The following is a 14,793-nucleotide window of genomic DNA, read 5'->3' as shown; positions in this document are numbered from 1 at the left end:
TTATCAATTGGTGTCACCGAATGGCAAGGAAAGAGGCCGCGGCAGCCAACGGGTTTGCTCAACAGCTTTACCTTGAGCACCACAGTTGGCTATGCCATTGGCTGAGACAGAAGGTCGGGTGCGCGCATCACGCCGAAGACCTGGCGCAGGATACGTTCATCAGTATTTTACTGAGCCCGCAGTTGCTTGCCATTCGGCAACCACGCCCCTTCCTGGCGACCGTGGCGCGCCGGCTGGTGGCGAATTATTACCGGCGTAAAACAATCGAAGAGAGCTATCTGCAGGCCTTGAGCGAGCTGCCGGCGATCGAGGCGCCCTCGCCGGAAGTCCGTCAACAAACCCTCGAAATGCTCGAACAGTTGGATCAGGCGTTGGACGGATTGCCGGCGCACGTCCGCGAGGCTTTCCTGTTAGCGCACCTGCAGGGCATGCGTTATTGCGACATCGCTGAACGTTTGCGGGTGTCGACCAGTTCGGTGAAACAATATCTGCAGCGCGCCAATTTGCACTGTTTCTTTGCATTGGCGGCGTAACGGCAGGTGCGGAACCCATGATGGAATCGGATATTGATCGGCAGAGCGCGCGTGAGGCCGCCGCCTGGTTAACCCAGCTGATGTCGGAAGAGGCAAGCGACGCGGATAGGGAAAACTGGCGGCGTTGGTATCAGGCGAAACCGGAAAATGAACGCGCCTGGCGGCATATCGCCGCGTTTTCATCCCGTTTCTCTCTGCTTAACGGGGCGGCGGCGCAGCGTAGTCTGTCGCAGTTGCCGAACCCACAGCGCCGCCGGTTGCTGAGAAGCCTGGCGGCCATCGGCGTAGTGGGGACGGTTGGCATCGGTTCTGGCGCACTGCCATGGCGCCCCTGGCTGGCGGATTACCGCACGGCGGTGGGGGAGCAGCAAACCGTCGCGTTGGCGGATGGCGCGCAGTTGATGTTGAACACGCAAACGGCGGTCAACGTCAGCCGTCAGCAGGCCGCATTGCTGGAGGGCGAAATGATGGTGAATCTGCCGCCGGAAAGCGGCGCGTTGACGGTGAGGCTGCCGCAGGGTGAGATCGTGACGCAGGCTGCTCGCTTCAGCGTTCGCCTGTGGGAAACCTACAGTGAGATCGCCGTTTATCTTGGCCGCGTCACGATCCTTTCGCCGGCGCATCGGAACGCGGTGCTCAACGCCGGTCAGGGCGGCAGATTAAGCCGGCAAGGCATTGGCGAACCGTATCGCGTGACGCAAGAGCCCGGTTGGCGGCAAGGCATGCTGCTGGCCGACAACATGCGGCTGGACGACTTCCTGATGGAGCTGGGGCGTTATCGTCAGGGCGTTATTCGCTGCCGGCCGGAGGTCGCCGGCCTGCGGCTCTCCGGCGCGTTCCCGCTGGCTGACCCCGAGCGCGTCATTGCGGCTCTGCCCGGCGCGCTGCCGGTTAGGGTAAATATGCTGTCGAAGTACTTCATCACCGTATCCTAAAGTTTTTTACTCTACTATTTGTATTTTTCCTTCTGGATTGGCCTGTTTTTTTCTCGTTCCCTGCCCGGTGCCGCGTGCCTAAACGACCTTTCTGACATACCCCGACCGCCGTTGACCGCTGCGTACGTTGGTCTGTTTCACGCTTAACCTGAGTACCGTTTCCTATGTTCAATCACAACGTATTACCTGCCGATTTATCTTTACCGCCTACAGGCGGGCGATTGCGCTGGGCTACCGCCAATGTGTTGGCGTTGGGTCTGCATGGTACGTTGTTGTTTGGCCTTGGTTATCACCTGGTGCCACCGTTGCTGCCCGCGGCGCAACCGATGGTGTTGATGATGGTTGCCGAGCAGGCGGAATCGACCCCCAACGCAGAGCCGATGCCAACCGGCGTGCGCCAGGTGCAGGCGGTGGCGCAACGGCAGGCCAACCGGGAACCGGAGGCGGCGATGCCTCCGCTGATTCATGCGCCGCGTGCGACGGAGCAGCAGAGCAAGGCCAAAGGGCAACGGAACGACCCCATCAGACCGAAGACGGAACCGCCGCGCCCAAGGCAAAAGGAACAGGAACAGGAAAAAATAGCGTCGGCAAGCTCAATAGCATCAAGCACCAGCGCGCCGCCGTCTCTGGATGGAAAGCGTGTTGCCGCGCCGCAAACCAGCGTGGCGTCGCAGCCGAGCCAGGATGCCTCGGTCTGGAGCGGCCTGCTGTTGGCGCATTTGAGCCGTTTCAAACGCTACCCGGCTCTGGCGGTACGCCAACAGCGCCAGGGGGTTGTTCAGGTTGCCGTGACGTTGGATCGGCAGGGGAACGTGCTGGGTGTGAAGCTATTGCGATCGAGTGGGGTTGCTTCGCTCGACCGGGAGGCGCTTCAGTTACCGCAGCGCGCTTCTCCACTGCCCGCGCCCGGCAACGAGATCGCAGCGGGGCAGGCGGAATTCAGCGTGAACATTCCGATTCGTTTCGATCTGCGTGAAGTTCGCCGTTAATGAAAAACTCGGCTCCAGGTAAACGGAGGCTGAGTTAAAAGCCAAAGCGCATCAAACGGATAGCAGCGATGGGGTGGTTTCTACTTGATCGTCACCAGAAAAATACAAATACTGTATGCATGAACAGTAATTTGGTGCCATTATGAATAACAACCCACTGACGATGACGCCGGCCTGTCTTCTGACGATGAAAGGTCAGTAACCATGTTCGCCCTGGTAGACGTCAACAGCTTCTACGCTTCCTGCGAGACCATCTTTCGGCCCGATCTGCGCGGGCGGCCGGTGATCGTGCTGTCCAACAACGACGGCTGCGTGATCGCCCGCAGCGCCGAGGCGAAGGCGCTGGGCGTGCCGATGGGCGCGCCTTATTTCAAGATCAAAGAGGAGATGCGCCGCCGCAACGTCGCGGTGTTCTCCTCCAACTACGCGCTGTACGCCGATATGTCCCGCCGGGTGATGGACACGCTGGAAGAGATGGCGCCGGCGGTGGAGATCTACTCGCTGGACGAAGCCTTTCTGCGGCTGGACGGCGTGGCGCACTGCGAAGCGCTGGAGCCGTTCGGCCAGCGGGTGCGCGATCGTATCCGGCGCGAGCTGCATTTAACGGTCGGGGTCGGCATTGCGCCGAGCAAAACGCTGGCCAAACTGGCCAACTTCGCCGCCAAGAAATGGCGCGGCACCGGCGGCGTGGTGGATTTATCCGATCCGGCGCGCCAGCGCAAGCTGCTGGCGCTGATCCCGGTGGAAGAGGTATGGGGCGTGGGGCGCCGCCTGACTCGCCAGCTGCAGGCGATGGGCATTCACACCGCGCTGCAGTTGGCGGACTGCGATACCCGGCTGGCGCGTAAAACCTTCAGCGTGGTGCTGGAACGCACGATACGCGAGCTGCGCGGCGAGTCGTGCCTGCAATGGGAAGATGAGGTGGCGGCGAAAGAACAGATCATCTGTTCCCGCTCGTTCGGCCAGCGGCTGACGCATTACCCGCACATGCGCGAGGCCATCTGCAGCTATGCCGAACGCGCCGCCGAAAAGCTGCGGCAGGAAAAGCGCTATTGCCGCAACGTGTCGGTGTTTATCAAAACCAGCCCGCATTCGGCGGGCGAAGGGTATTACAGCAATATGGGCACCGCCCGGCTGCAAACGCCGAGCAACGACAGCCGCGACATCATCGCCATGGCGGTGCGCGCGCTGGAAAGCATCTGGCAGGAAGGGCGGCGTTATCTGAAGGGCGGCGTGGTGCTGGGGGATTTCAGCGCCGCCGCCATGGCGCAGATCGACCTGTTCGACGACTGCCCGCCGCGCCGCAACAGCGAGCGGCTGATGGCGACCCTCGATCGCCTGAATCAGGAGGGGCGCGGGCGCGTGTGGTTCGCCGGGCAGGGGATCGTCAAGCCGTGGCAAATGAAGCGCGAAATGCTGTCACCGGCCTACACCACCCGGCTGGCGGATATTCCGGTGGTGCGGCTGTCGCCGCGAAACTCACGCCGGTAGCGCGAGGGCGAGGTGTTCAGTTGCTTAAGAAAGTGACGCCGCAATGAGGTGGTAGAGGGAAAGCCGACCTTTTCCGCGATGGTTTCCACCGAGCAGTCGCTCTTTTCCAGCAAACGCTGTGCGGCGATGAGGCGCTGATTCAGCAGCCAAAGCGAAAAGCGGGTGCCCGTGGTTTGCTGAAACCGGCGGGTAAAGCTGCGGCGGCTCATGCAGGCTTTCTGCGCGAGACTATCCAACGACAGCATCTGATGCAGGTTTTCCATCGCCCAGGCCAGCGCCAAGGAAAAGTTGTCCCCCTGGCGGGTATTTTGCACCGGCAGCGCGACATACTGCGATTGTCCGCCTTGCCGGTGAGGGGGCACTACCAACTGGCGCGCCGCCTGCGCCGCCATGTCCGCGCCCCAGCGTTTTCTCACCAGGTGCAGGCAGCAATCGATGCCGGCGGCGGTGCCGGCCGACGTCACGACATCCCCTTCATCGAGATACAGCACGTCATTTTCGACGAGCACCGCCGGATAACGTTGCTGAAAGTCCGGCAGCCAGCGCCAGTGGGTAGTGGCCCGGCGATGATTCAGCAGGCCCGCCGCCGCCAGCACGAATGCGCCCATGCAAAGGCCGACGACGGTGGCGCCGGCGGCATGGGCATGGCACAGCGCATCCAGCAGCGCGGGTTCCGGCTGGCGGGCCGGATCGTCCCAACTGGGCACGATCACCATATCCATGCCGCTCAGCGCGCCGAGCCCAAGGTTGACCACAATGGAAAAACCGGCATTGGTTTTCAGCTCGCCAGGCTCGGCGGCGCACAGGGTCAGTTCGCACAGCGGCGCGCCTGAAGGCGCCAGCACTTTTTCAAACACCGCAAAGGGCACCGAAAGGTGAAAGGGAATGATGCCGTCGAAAACCACAATGCCTATTTTCATCCGCGATAACGCCTCTTGCAGTGTGCGCCGCCGGGGAGCGGCGTGCTGAACCTTATTTGGTCACCGGCAGCGCCAGGATGCCCTCGGTAGTTTTGATTTCCGCAAACACGTCCGCCACCGCGGCCAGCGCCGCCCGCTGCAACACGCGATGATCGACCACGCCGCCCGCGCCGTCGTCCAGATCGCGCGTCGCCGTCGCGTCTTGCGGGATCAACACATCATAGCCGAGCGGCACCGCGTCGCGTGCGGTAGAAGAGATGCACATGTGCGTCATCAAACCGGCCACAATCAGCGTTTTGATGCCCTGCTTCTTCAGCTGCGCATCCAGATCGGTGCCGATGAACGCGCTCGGCGTCGCTTTGGTGATCACTACATCCCCTTTAGCGGGTTGCAGCGCCTGATGGAATTCGGCGTAGACCGAGCCTTCGGCAAACAGCGGGCCGTTGGCCGGCCCCAGATGCCGCACGAAATAGACCGGCATGCCGTTTTTGCGGGCGAACTCAACCAGCTTGTTACTGTTATCCAACACCTTCTGGCCATCCGGGATAACCATCTTGCCGCGGAAGTTATTGCCTGCATAATATTCATTCTGGATATCCACCACGATCAGCGCCGTTTTGGCGGCGGACAGGTTAGTGGTGGCGGGGGCGCCCGACATGGCCCTGATGGTTTTACTATTCACGTTCTCGGTCTCCTGAGCCAATGCATTGAAGGAAGCGGCGCCCATCATGGCGGCCAGCAAGGTGGCATGAACCAAAGCTTTCATTTGTACTCTCCTGTTAACGATAAGTTCGGGAGCCATTATTTGCCATCCGCTCATCGTGCAAGAGTAGGGCAGGTGACCACATTCGGTATTTTTGGGCCAAATTCGTGTGCGGCTGTTATCTGAATCGGGATCGGAAACCGTAGCATATCCCCCCTCCTGTAAGCGCCTTCTATTTATGACTATCAAGTTTTTCGGTCGTCATATTTCTGTCGTTAACGCCGTTTCTCTTTGTTTGATCTGCCACACAGCCACCATGCATTGTTCTTGTTGCTGTGAATTTCTATAACGGACGGGCAGTTAAAAATTGGTTTGCCGAGAATTACGTCGTGCGTATTTCTCGGTATGTTGATAATAAAGAAATAAGGATTAAGCATATGCCTGGATTTAATTATGGCGGTAAAGGGGATGGAACTAACTGGAGTTCTGAACGTGGTACGGGCCCAGAACCTGGGGGCGGTGATAAGGGCCATTCCGGCGATCGCGGCGGCGCCAGTGTTGGCAACAGCCCGGAACAGCAACAGATAGCGGCGATCCAAAACGATCCGGCGTTGCGCATGAAGCTGGCGGCGGTGATCAAGGCGGCGCGCAGAATCAACCCGGATGCACAATTGCGTATTGAAAGCGTCAGCCCGTCCGGCACGCTGAGCCTTTCTGCCACAGGTCTGACGGCCGATCAGGCTAAGCACATTGGCCTGGGTGGACTGGTGATGGGAGTCAACGCCAAGGGCGGAATGGTGGCGATCGGGGATATCGAAACCGGCCATGCGCGCAAAACTTCAACCCCCGGTAAAGGTGGTAGTAATGGCCTGAACGCCGGGCAGATCGGCGCCTCTTCGTTAGGCAGTTTCGTGACAGACTCACACCGCGATCGGCCCGTCAACGGCTGGCATGGTAACGGCAAAAGCGGTGAGTTCTCGACGACCCGCACGACCGGGAGTTATTTCGGCTTTCATCATTTGAAGGTGGAAAAGCAAGCCGGAATGGCGACCTACAGTCTCTACTATAAGGCCAATAAGAACCGGCCCGCGTTTATCGCCGTGGTGAGAGGGGATAACCTGAATGGCATGGAGGTGAAATATGCCAACGGTAAGCCGGTGAAATCTCCAGGCACGGTAAAAAATATCGTTAAGGAGTTCGTCGAATATCAAAATGCGGAATTAAAAGCGATCAAGGATGGCGTCAGCCTGGCCGCCGGCATCAATAAAGACATTGCGGAAAAGCTCGGCGCGAAATACGCCAAGCTCGCCAAGGATTTGGAGGCAGGAATTCAAGGCAGATATATCCGCAATGTGCAGGATGCGGAAAAAACCTACGAGCAATTGACGAAGGGCTTGAACAAAAAGCTCAAGGCGCAGGATAAAGCGGCGATTGTCGCCTGGTTGAAAAAGATCGATGCGGAACAGTATGCCCGCAATGCGCGGGTATTGGGCAAGGCGTTTACCGGCGTGGATTGGGCGATTAAAGGGGCGGACCTGACAAACGCCGCGATCGAGGGTTTCTCTACCGGCAGCTGGAAAGCGTTCCGTAATCAGCTTGAGGCGCTCGGGTTGTCCATCGGGGCAGGCTACACGCTCTCCGCTATCGCCGCGTTTTTCGCGCCGACGCTGGTGTCGTCGACGGTGGGCATTTTTGCATTCGCTTATCTGTTTGGCTGGGCTACCAGCTATATCGATGCGGCTCTTGCAGGAGAACTGGAAAAACTGATTGTGGATCTGTAACCGCAAGAGGGGGGGAGCCCCCTCTTTTTATCCTATCGACATGTCCATTTTTCACACCACCGGCGCCACCGTCAGCAGCAGGTTGGCGAAGCGGCGCTGCTCGCCGGAGGCGATCACCAGCAGCGTCCGATCCGATTTGACCGCGGCGTAAAACGCCTCGCGCGGCAGATGTTCGACCGGGCACTGTGCCGGCAGCAGCTGCCGATATTCGGCTTCGATGGTGTTGGTGAAGTCCGGCGGGCAGGCCATCAGCGCGGCGCTTTCCACGTTGATGCAGGCCAGCAGCTTTTCCAGGATCGGCGGGGCGGCGAGCGTGCCGGGCGCCAGGTTCAGATAGACCACGGTGGCGTCTTTCGGCGCGTGCGTCACGCAGGCGTAGTTGCCGTCGGCGATCAGTACCTGGGTTTTATGCCCGCATTGCGCCAGCGCGGCGAGCAGCGGCGGGTGGGTGATGGAGGATTTAATCATAAGGCGATACCTGAATAGGGGGCGGCAGCCGTGCCGCCCGCGGCTGAATTACATGCGGTAGATGCCGCCGTTGATGTCGAGGGTGGCGCCGGAGATGAAGCCGTCGTACTCTGCCGCCAGGAAGGCGATGGCGCGCGCCACGTCGTCCGGCGTGCCTGCACGGCCCAGCGGGATGGCGCGAACGGTTTCCTCCGCCGATGCCTGGGTGGTGTGGCGATTATGGAAGCGGGTGCCGAGGATCAGGCCGGGCGCCACCGCGTTCACCCGGATGCCGTATTCGCCCAGCTCTGCCGCCAGCGAGCGCGTCCAGGTGAGCACCGCGCCCTTGGTGGCGGAATAGACCAGCGAGCCAGAGTGCCCGCCGGCGCGGCCGGCCTGCGACGCCAGGTTGACGATGCTGGCGCCGTTTGCCGCCTTCAGGAACGGCAGCGCGCTTTGTGTCACGTTCAGCATGGTGGTCATGTTCACGTCGATCACGGTTTGCCAGAAGGCGCGGTCGATCTCGCCCAGCCATTTTCGCCCGACGATGCCGCCGACGTTATTGACCAGAATATCGATGCCGCCGAGAAACTCGGCGCCGGCCGAGACGCAGCGCAGCGTTTCGTCGCTATCGATGAGATCGGCGTAGCCGTAAGCGGCCTTTTGCCCCAATGAATGGGCCAGCGCCACCAGCGCTTTGGGGCCGCTTTCGTCGCTGTGATAGTGAAAATAGATGTCGCAACCGGCCTTGATCAGCCGCTCTGCGGTGGCGCGGCCGATGCCCTGTTCCGCCCCGGTGATAAACACCTTTTTGCCCGCAAGATCGCCCATGATTGACTCCTTATTGGTTCGTTAAGTATTGATGACGCCTTCACGCTGTTTCGCGCAGTAGAAAATGCAGATCAACCCGGTGGCCAGCAGGCACGAGGCCAGGAAAAACAGCCCCGGCGCGCTGCTGCCGGTCAGATCGTTCAGCACGCCCACCGCATAAGGCGCGACGAAGCCGCCGATATTGCCGATGCAGCTGACCACCGCCAGCCCGGCGGCCGCGGCCGCGCCGGTGGAAATATTGGCGGGCATAGATAAAAACGGCGGTACGGCGGTGTAGATGCCGATAGCGGCGATGCACAGGAACGACAGCGCGACGAGCGGATCGTATTTAAAAAACGTCACCGCCCCCATCAGGCCGATAGCAGCGACCACCATGCTGAGGCCGGCGAATACGCCGAGCTTTTTGGTTTTGCTGGCCCACAGGCTCCACGGGTACACCAGCAGCGCGGCCAGGCCGTAGGGAATGAGCGCCAGCAGGCTGACGCGGAAGATATCGCCGCCGGAGAGGGCGGTAATGATCGACGGCAGCCAGGTGCCGAAGCCGTAAATGCCGCACACCATGCCGAAGTTGAGCAGTGCGTAGAGCAGGTATTTCTTGTTCTTCATCCCTTTCAGGAAGTCGCCCAGCGTGATTTTAGAGCCGGATTTGGAGCGGCCGGCGTTGCTCATCAGCCAGGCCTTTTCCTCCACGTTCAGATAACCAACGTCCTTGGGCGAGTTCTTGATGAGGAACGGGATCAGCAGGCCGATGACGATCGGCGGCAACCCTTCGAGGATAAACAGCAGCTGCCAGGGGGCGAACCCGAACCAGTCATGCTGAATATTGAGAATAAAGCCGGAAATCGGCGAGCCGACGGCGTTGGACAGCGGCTGGACGATGATGAACATGCCGAGAATTTTGGTGCGGTATTTTTCCGGGAAGAACACCGTAAAGTAATACACCACCGAGGGAAAGAATCCGGCTTCGCACACGCCCAGCATAAAACGGCAGATATACAGCTCCAGCGGCGTGCGTACAAAGCCGAGCAGGGTCGCGAAGATGCCCCAGGAAATTAATATTCTGGCGAACCAGATGCGCGGGCCGAATTTAATGGTGCCGGCGTTGCTGGGTATTTCAAACAGGAAATAGCCGATAAAGAAAATCCCGGAGGCGAAGCCGAAGGCCGAGGCGGTCAGGCCCAGGTTATCTTCCAGCGCTTTGGCGGCGTAGGCCATGTTATTGCGATCGAGAAACGCCAGGAAATACAATAAAATCATGAGGGGGACAATATGCAGCGTCAATTTCCTGATAGCGCTGCGTTCAATATCCTGCGGCTTGCTTATTTTCATTTTGATATTTCCAATGTGGTTAATCGGAATAATAGAGGCCCGGCTCATTACCCTGAGCTGAATGTTAAATAATGGCACGACGCTGATTCATTGAGGCGCGGGCATCCCTTAAGCCCGACGGCCTGTTCCTTTGTTTTGGCTGACACCGATCCGGACGATGCCGCGGCGCATCGCCTGGGGAAGACGCTGTTATTTCATTTAGCCGGCGGCTTTGACCGAGCGCCGGCTGATGACCGTCGGCGGGAAGAGAAACTCGCCGGGCGGTTGCGCATCATCGTTGATGCGGCCGATCAGGCGCTCGACCATCAGCTGCGCCATCTCCGCCAGCGGCGGCCTGACGGACGTCAGCCCCGGTTCGGCCAGGCCGGCCAGCGCGATATTGTCGATGCCGATTACCGAGATGTCTGCGGGCACCTGGACGCCGGCGGCGCGCAGCCCCACCATCAGCCCGATGCCCAGCGCATCGTTAATCGCCACGATGCCGTCCGGGCGCGGCGTCAGCGCGAGCACGCGCGGCGCCAGCGTCAGCCCTAATTCGAACATTTCCGTGTCGCCGTAGGCGCTGTTGGCTTTGCCTTCGATCACCCGTTGGCGTTCGCTCAGGCTGTGCCCCAGCGCACTTAGAAAACCGTCGATCTTGTGGCTGCGCCCGACGGTCAGCGTCGCTTCGGTGGCGAACACAATGTGTCGGCAGCCGCGTTCGAGCAGGTGCTGCGCGGCCAGGCGCCCGGCGGCGATATTGTCCATCGATACGCTGTCGAACAGCCGGGCATCGGTGGCCATCTGCTCGGCGAACGGGCTGTCGTAGCTGACGATCTTCATGCCTCTCTCGGCGGCCCGGACAAAATGGGTCTGGCGAATGTCGCTCGCCGCCACAATGATGCCGCGCACGCCATGCAGGAACATATCGTCGATAAACGCGGCCTCTTCCTGTTCCTGACGGTAGGCGTTGCCGAGCAAGACGCGGTAGCGATGAGCCCGCGCCGCGCCGTCGACCGCATGCGCCAGCGCCGAAAAGCTCGGGTTGACGATCGACGGCAGCAGCAGGCCGATGATCTTCGCCTGCGGTGCGGGCAACGCCGCCGTTCGGGCCGGCCGATACCCCAGGGTTGCCATCGCTTGTTCGATGCGCCCACGGGTCTGCGCGCTCATCTGGTGGCTGCGATTATTCAGCAGGTTCGACACGCTGCTGATAGAGACGCCGGCCAACCGTGCGACATCTCGAATATTTGCCATTTGCCGATACCTTGCTGCCTGCCGTTAGCCTGCAATCTATAAGGGAAGACAGGCGCAGGCAAGCCGCAACCGGGGCGAAACCCGCATGGGATCGCGCATTTGTGAGAGTTGTCAGGCGGCGGCCGAGTTGTTTACTAAACAGTAAGGCGGGGTGGGAGGTTACGCCGGGATCGGGCAAGCGTCCGGCGGTGTCTCGGCGGCCTGCTGGCGGAATTTTCCCGGCGTCAGGCCGAAGTGGCGGGTGAAGGCTTTGTGCAGCGCCACCTCCGACGAATAGCCGGCCTGTTCGGCGATACGGCTCAGCGGCAACGCCTGGCGCGCCAGCAGCCGGGCCGCCAGCTGCATGCGGATGGCGGTAAGGGCCTGCAGCGGCGTTTGCTGCGTGACCTGACGAAAGACGCGGGCGAAGTTGGCGCGCGACATATGGGCCTGTTTGCTCAGTTCAACCAGCGTCCAGGGATGTTGCGGGCGGCGCAGCATCTGTTCAACCACGTTGCCCAACTGCGGATGCAGCAACGCGGCGACCAGATTGCCGCTCTGATTTGGCTGGGCCAGCCAGGCGCGGATCGCCAGCGCGAACAGCAGCGCCATGGTCTGGCTGACAATGGCGTTGTGCCCCTGGCCCTGTTGGCTGAACTCATCGCTCAGCAGCTGGCCGGTCGCCTGCAGCAGCGCCAGCCGCCCCTGTTGGCGGCTGTTGAACAGCAAACATTCCGGCAGGCTCGCCAGCAGCGGCGACGCGCTGTGCGGCAAGATTTGCACGCCGCACAGCAGGTGCGTGGCGCTGTCGGCCCTCTCCGGCAGTAGGCGGTGGGCGGAGTTGTGCGGCAAGAACAGCAGGCTGCCTTGCTCCAGCGGTACCGGCCGGCCGCCGGGGATCTCCAGCCGACAGCTGCCCGCCAGCACCATGTGCCAGCGGATCTGGCTCCACTCCCCGGCGGCATGCGGCGAGCGCCACTCGCCGCTGAAATGGCAATCGCGCGCCACATAACCGCGCATGTCGTTAAGCATCAACAGTTGGCTGAGCGGATCCATTTTGAGACTCCTGGCTAAGAAGCTGATTGTTTCGGCAATGGGCCGGCGTAATGCGAAGCACTAAGATCGGTTCGATAGTGCAGCGATGCGGAGGGCGCCGCTGCGATGCATGAGTTATCAATGACATGGAGCCGGTAATGAAAATACTATTCTTTCTGAGCAAGGGCGACAAGCTGGGATTAACGCTGATTCGCCTCAGCATCGCCATCGTTTTCTTATGGATTGGTCTGCTCAAATTCATCCCTTACGAAGCGGACAGCATCACGCCGTTCGTCGCCAACAGCCCGCTGATGTCGTTTTTCTATGACATGCCGCAGGACTATCAGGCTCACCTGACGCACGAAGGCGAACTGAACCTCGCCGCCCGCGCCTGGCAGCAGGCCAACAATACCTATGGCTTCTCCAACGGCCTGGGCGTGGTGGAAGTGGCGATCGCGCTGCTGGTGCTGGCCAACCCGTTCTCCAAATGGCTGGGGCTATTGGGCGGCATGCTCTCTTTTTGCACGCCGCTGGTGACGCTGACCTTTTTGATCACCACCCCGGAGGCCTGGGTGCCCGCGCTGGGCGATGCGCATCACGGTTTCCCTTATCTCTCCGGCGCCGGGCGCCTGGTGCTGAAGGACACCCTGATGTTGGCGGGCGCGGTGATGATCATGGCGGATTCGGCGCGCAGTTTGCTCGAGAAACAGTGGCGAGGGAAGGTCGCATGAGCGTCATGAACCGGGCCGTGGCCGGCAGCCTGATGATGCTGGCCTGTTCTGCCGTGGGGGAGGGGACGATGGGGCAAGAAACCCGAACGGTAGAGAGCGCCTACGCTTATCAGCAAACGCGTCAGCGCATTATCAGCACGGCCGAGCAGAAGGGCGTGACGCTGTTCGCCGAGTTCGATCACGCGAAAGCGGCGCGTGAGCATCATCTGGCGATGCCGCCCACCACGGTGCTGGTGCTGGGCAACCCGCTGGCGGGCACGCCGCTGATGCTGGCGCGGCCGGCGTTGGCGCTGGATCTGCCGTTCAGGGTGCTGATTGCGCAAGACGAACGGGGCAAAACGCAGGTCAGCTACCACCCGGCGGAAAGTCTGAAGCGGAGCGCCGGGGCCGACGAACGACAGATCGCGGCGCTGAGGCCGCTGGAGCGGTTAGTTGAGGCCGCAATACGCTGATTGACCGGTGATGAACATCATGAGACGAGGCGACACAATGTACGATTATCAGGCGATTATCATCGGTTTTGGCAAGGCCGGCAAAACGCTGGCGGCCTTTCTGGCCGGGCAGGGATGGCGCGTGGCGATGGTGGAGGCGTCGGCGCAGATGTATGGCGGCACCTGCATCAACATCGGCTGCATCCCGACCAAAACGCTGGTGCACGATGCCGAGCTTCACGGGCCGGGCGAACAGGCGTTCAGCCAGGCGATGGCGCGCAAGCGGCAGGTGACCGGCCTGCTGCGGGAGAAAAATTATCAAAACCTGGCGGGGCTTGAACAGGTTACGGTGATCGACGGACGGGCGGAGTTTATCGATCCGCATCGCATCAGCGTGCAGGGCGCGGCGGGAACGCAGGTGCTGAGCGGCGAGCGCATCTTCATCAACACCGGGGCCGTCAGCCGCTGGCCGGCGATCGACGGGTTGGATCGCTCGCAGCGGAGTTACGACAGCACCGGCCTGCTGCAGTTGACGCAGCGGCCCGCGCGGTTGGGCATTATTGGCGGCGGTTATATCGGGCTGGAGTTCGCTTCGATGTTCGCGCAGTTCGGCAGCGCCGTGACGGTATTCGAAGAGGCGGATGCGTTGCTCGGCCGGGAAGACCGCGATATGGCGCAGGCGATACAGCAAATCCTGAGCGACGCCGGAGTCAGCTTCACGTTTAACGCCGGCGTGAAGCAGGTGCGCGATGTGGAAGGGGGCGTTGAGGTGGTGCATCAGGGCGGCGTGCAGTCGTTCGATGCGCTGCTGGTGGCGGCCGGGCGCGGGCCGAACACCGCAGGTTTGCAGCTGGCGCGCGCCGGCGTTGAGACGGATGAGCGCGGCGCCGTGCGGGTGGACGCGCAACTGCGCAGCAGCGTGCCGCATATTTGGGCGCTGGGGGACGTCAACGGCGGGCCGCAGTTTACCTATATCTCGCTGGACGATTTCCGCATTGTGCGCGACAGCCTGTTCGGCGCGGGTAAACGCAGCACGGCCGATCGCGGCGCGGTGCCTTACTCGGTGTTCATCACCCCCAGCTTCTCGCGTATCGGCCTCAGCGAAGATCAGGCGCGGCAGCAGGGGCGCGACATTAAGGTCGCCACGCTGCCGGCGGCGGCGATCCCGCGCGCCCGCGTGCTGGGCGACACGCGCGGCCTGCTGAAGGCGGTGGTCGATGCGCAGACCGGCCAAATCCTCGGCGTGGCGCTGCTGTGCCGCGATGCTCATGAGACGATCAACATCGTCAAAACGGCGATGGACGCCGGGCTGCCCTATACCCGGCTGCGCGATCAGCTGTTCACCCATCCGACCATGAGCGAGTCGCTCAACGACCTGTTTGGGCTGATAGGGTAAAGCGAGGCGAGAGGGGGCGGCGCAGA

15 protein-coding genes are annotated in these 14,793 nt (G+C 61.2%); 8 read left to right on the top strand and 7 right to left on the bottom strand.

Annotated elements, in window-relative coordinates:
• Nucleotides 1-20: 20 nt before the first annotated feature.
• The 4 genes from SSARUM_RS14735 (at nt 21) to umuC (ending at nt 3,948) form a co-directional block, all read left to right on the top strand.
• Nucleotides 21-533 carry a sigma-70 family RNA polymerase sigma factor gene (locus tag SSARUM_RS14735; RefSeq protein ID WP_025303329.1) on the top strand — a complete coding sequence of 171 codons (513 nt, stop codon included), beginning with the start codon at nt 21-23 and terminating at the stop codon, nt 531-533.
• A gap of 17 nt (nt 534-550) precedes the next feature.
• Complete coding sequence (locus SSARUM_RS14730) at nt 551-1,468, top strand: FecR domain-containing protein (protein WP_060430239.1); 918 nt, start codon at nt 551-553, stop codon at nt 1,466-1,468.
• 272 nt (nt 1,469-1,740) lie between these two features.
• Nucleotides 1,741-2,457 (top strand): energy transducer TonB, encoded by a 717-nt coding sequence (locus tag SSARUM_RS14725; protein WP_223181966.1) that lies wholly within the window; start codon nt 1,741-1,743, stop codon nt 2,455-2,457.
• Between the two features lie 204 nt (nt 2,458-2,661).
• Nucleotides 2,662-3,948: a translesion error-prone DNA polymerase V subunit UmuC gene (gene umuC, locus SSARUM_RS14720; protein WP_060430236.1), complete on the top strand. Its 1,287-nt coding sequence runs from the start codon at nt 2,662-2,664 to the stop codon at nt 3,946-3,948.
• Here the strand turns inward: umuC and SSARUM_RS14715 are convergent.
• A complete protein-coding gene (locus SSARUM_RS14715; RefSeq protein ID WP_052475422.1) occupies nt 3,885-4,868 on the bottom strand; it encodes a GlxA family transcriptional regulator in 984 nt (327 codons plus the stop codon). The genes umuC and SSARUM_RS14715 overlap by 64 nt on opposite strands.
• Before the next feature lie 52 nt (nt 4,869-4,920).
• Entirely contained in the window at nt 4,921-5,634 is a 714-nt protein-coding gene (locus SSARUM_RS14710; RefSeq protein WP_060430235.1) for a cysteine hydrolase family protein, read from the bottom strand.
• 374 nt (nt 5,635-6,008) lie between these two features.
• Between SSARUM_RS14710 and SSARUM_RS14705 the strand changes: the two genes are divergently transcribed.
• The gene (locus SSARUM_RS14705) at nt 6,009-7,352 is read left to right on the top strand and encodes a colicin-like pore-forming protein (RefSeq protein ID WP_033647825.1); all 1,344 of its coding nucleotides are present in this window, start codon (nt 6,009-6,011) and stop codon (nt 7,350-7,352) included.
• A 51-nt stretch (nt 7,353-7,403) separates the two neighbouring features.
• Here SSARUM_RS14705 and SSARUM_RS14700 read toward each other — a convergent pair whose 3' ends face one another.
• The 5 genes from SSARUM_RS14700 to SSARUM_RS14680 form a co-directional block, all read right to left on the bottom strand.
• Nucleotides 7,404-7,820, bottom strand: coding sequence for an RbsD/FucU domain-containing protein (locus tag SSARUM_RS14700; protein WP_060427877.1), 417 nt, complete (start codon nt 7,818-7,820; stop codon nt 7,404-7,406).
• 48 nt (nt 7,821-7,868) lie between these two features.
• Complete coding sequence (locus tag SSARUM_RS14695) at nt 7,869-8,630, bottom strand: SDR family NAD(P)-dependent oxidoreductase (RefSeq protein WP_060427879.1); 762 nt, start codon at nt 8,628-8,630, stop codon at nt 7,869-7,871.
• 21 nt (nt 8,631-8,651) lie between these two features.
• Complete coding sequence (locus SSARUM_RS14690; protein WP_170929829.1) at nt 8,652-9,887, bottom strand: MFS transporter; 1,236 nt, start codon at nt 9,885-9,887, stop codon at nt 8,652-8,654.
• A 270-nt stretch (nt 9,888-10,157) separates the two neighbouring features.
• Nucleotides 10,158-11,195: a LacI family DNA-binding transcriptional regulator gene (locus SSARUM_RS14685; protein WP_060426000.1), complete on the bottom strand. Its 1,038-nt coding sequence runs from the start codon at nt 11,193-11,195 to the stop codon at nt 10,158-10,160.
• A 159-nt stretch (nt 11,196-11,354) separates the two neighbouring features.
• Nucleotides 11,355-12,230 carry a cupin domain-containing protein gene (locus tag SSARUM_RS14680; protein WP_060426002.1) on the bottom strand — a complete coding sequence of 292 codons (876 nt, stop codon included), beginning with the start codon at nt 12,228-12,230 and terminating at the stop codon, nt 11,355-11,357.
• Between the two features lie 137 nt (nt 12,231-12,367).
• On the opposite strand from SSARUM_RS14680, the gene rclC reads away from it, so the two are divergent.
• From rclC to rclA, 3 genes are read left to right on the top strand one after another with little or no spacing between them, the layout of a single operon-like run.
• Entirely contained in the window at nt 12,368-12,940 is a 573-nt protein-coding gene (gene rclC, locus SSARUM_RS14675) for a reactive chlorine resistance membrane protein RclC (RefSeq protein WP_089185404.1), read from the top strand.
• Nucleotides 12,941-12,975: 35 nt separating this feature from the next.
• Entirely contained in the window at nt 12,976-13,392 is a 417-nt protein-coding gene (locus tag SSARUM_RS14670; protein ID WP_223181980.1) for a DUF302 domain-containing protein, read from the top strand.
• A 37-nt stretch (nt 13,393-13,429) separates the two neighbouring features.
• Complete coding sequence (rclA, locus tag SSARUM_RS14665) at nt 13,430-14,767, top strand: reactive chlorine resistance oxidoreductase RclA (RefSeq protein WP_033647818.1); 1,338 nt, start codon at nt 13,430-13,432, stop codon at nt 14,765-14,767.
• The last annotated feature ends 26 nt before the right edge of the window (nt 14,768-14,793 follow it).

Origin of the sequence: Serratia sarumanii, assembly GCF_029962605.1 — a bacterium.
In the GTDB taxonomy this organism is placed as follows: Bacteria; Pseudomonadota; Gammaproteobacteria; order Enterobacterales; family Enterobacteriaceae; genus Serratia; species Serratia sarumanii.
The sequence above is the reverse complement of the archived record's forward strand: the minus strand, read 5'-3'. Positions and strand labels throughout refer to the sequence as shown.

Bases quoted from the DNA above. Each gene is read 5' to 3' on its own strand.
- SSARUM_RS14735 (WP_025303329.1), top strand. From the start codon at position 21: ATGGCAAGGAAAGAGGCCGCGGCAGCCAACGGGTTTGCTCAACAGCTT.
- SSARUM_RS14730 (WP_060430239.1), top strand. From the start codon at position 551: ATGATGGAATCGGATATTGATCGGCAGAGCGCGCGTGAGGCCGCCGCC.
- umuC (WP_060430236.1), top strand. From the start codon at position 2,662: ATGTTCGCCCTGGTAGACGTCAACAGCTTCTACGCTTCCTGCGAGACC.
- SSARUM_RS14715 (WP_052475422.1), bottom strand. From the start codon at position 4,868: ATGAAAATAGGCATTGTGGTTTTCGACGGCATCATTCCCTTTCACCTT.
- SSARUM_RS14710 (WP_060430235.1), bottom strand. From the start codon at position 5,634: ATGAAAGCTTTGGTTCATGCCACCTTGCTGGCCGCCATGATGGGCGCC.
- SSARUM_RS14705 (WP_033647825.1), top strand. From the start codon at position 6,009: ATGCCTGGATTTAATTATGGCGGTAAAGGGGATGGAACTAACTGGAGT.
- SSARUM_RS14700 (WP_060427877.1), bottom strand. From the start codon at position 7,820: ATGATTAAATCCTCCATCACCCACCCGCCGCTGCTCGCCGCGCTGGCG.
- SSARUM_RS14695 (WP_060427879.1), bottom strand. From the start codon at position 8,630: ATGGGCGATCTTGCGGGCAAAAAGGTGTTTATCACCGGGGCGGAACAG.
- SSARUM_RS14690 (WP_170929829.1), bottom strand. From the start codon at position 9,887: ATGATTTTATTGTATTTCCTGGCGTTTCTCGATCGCAATAACATGGCC.
- SSARUM_RS14685 (WP_060426000.1), bottom strand. From the start codon at position 11,195: ATGGCAAATATTCGAGATGTCGCACGGTTGGCCGGCGTCTCTATCAGC.
- SSARUM_RS14680 (WP_060426002.1), bottom strand. From the start codon at position 12,230: ATGGATCCGCTCAGCCAACTGTTGATGCTTAACGACATGCGCGGTTAT.
- rclC (WP_089185404.1), top strand. From the start codon at position 12,368: ATGAAAATACTATTCTTTCTGAGCAAGGGCGACAAGCTGGGATTAACG.
- SSARUM_RS14670 (WP_223181980.1), top strand. From the start codon at position 12,976: ATGCTGGCCTGTTCTGCCGTGGGGGAGGGGACGATGGGGCAAGAAACC.
- rclA (WP_033647818.1), top strand. From the start codon at position 13,430: ATGTACGATTATCAGGCGATTATCATCGGTTTTGGCAAGGCCGGCAAA.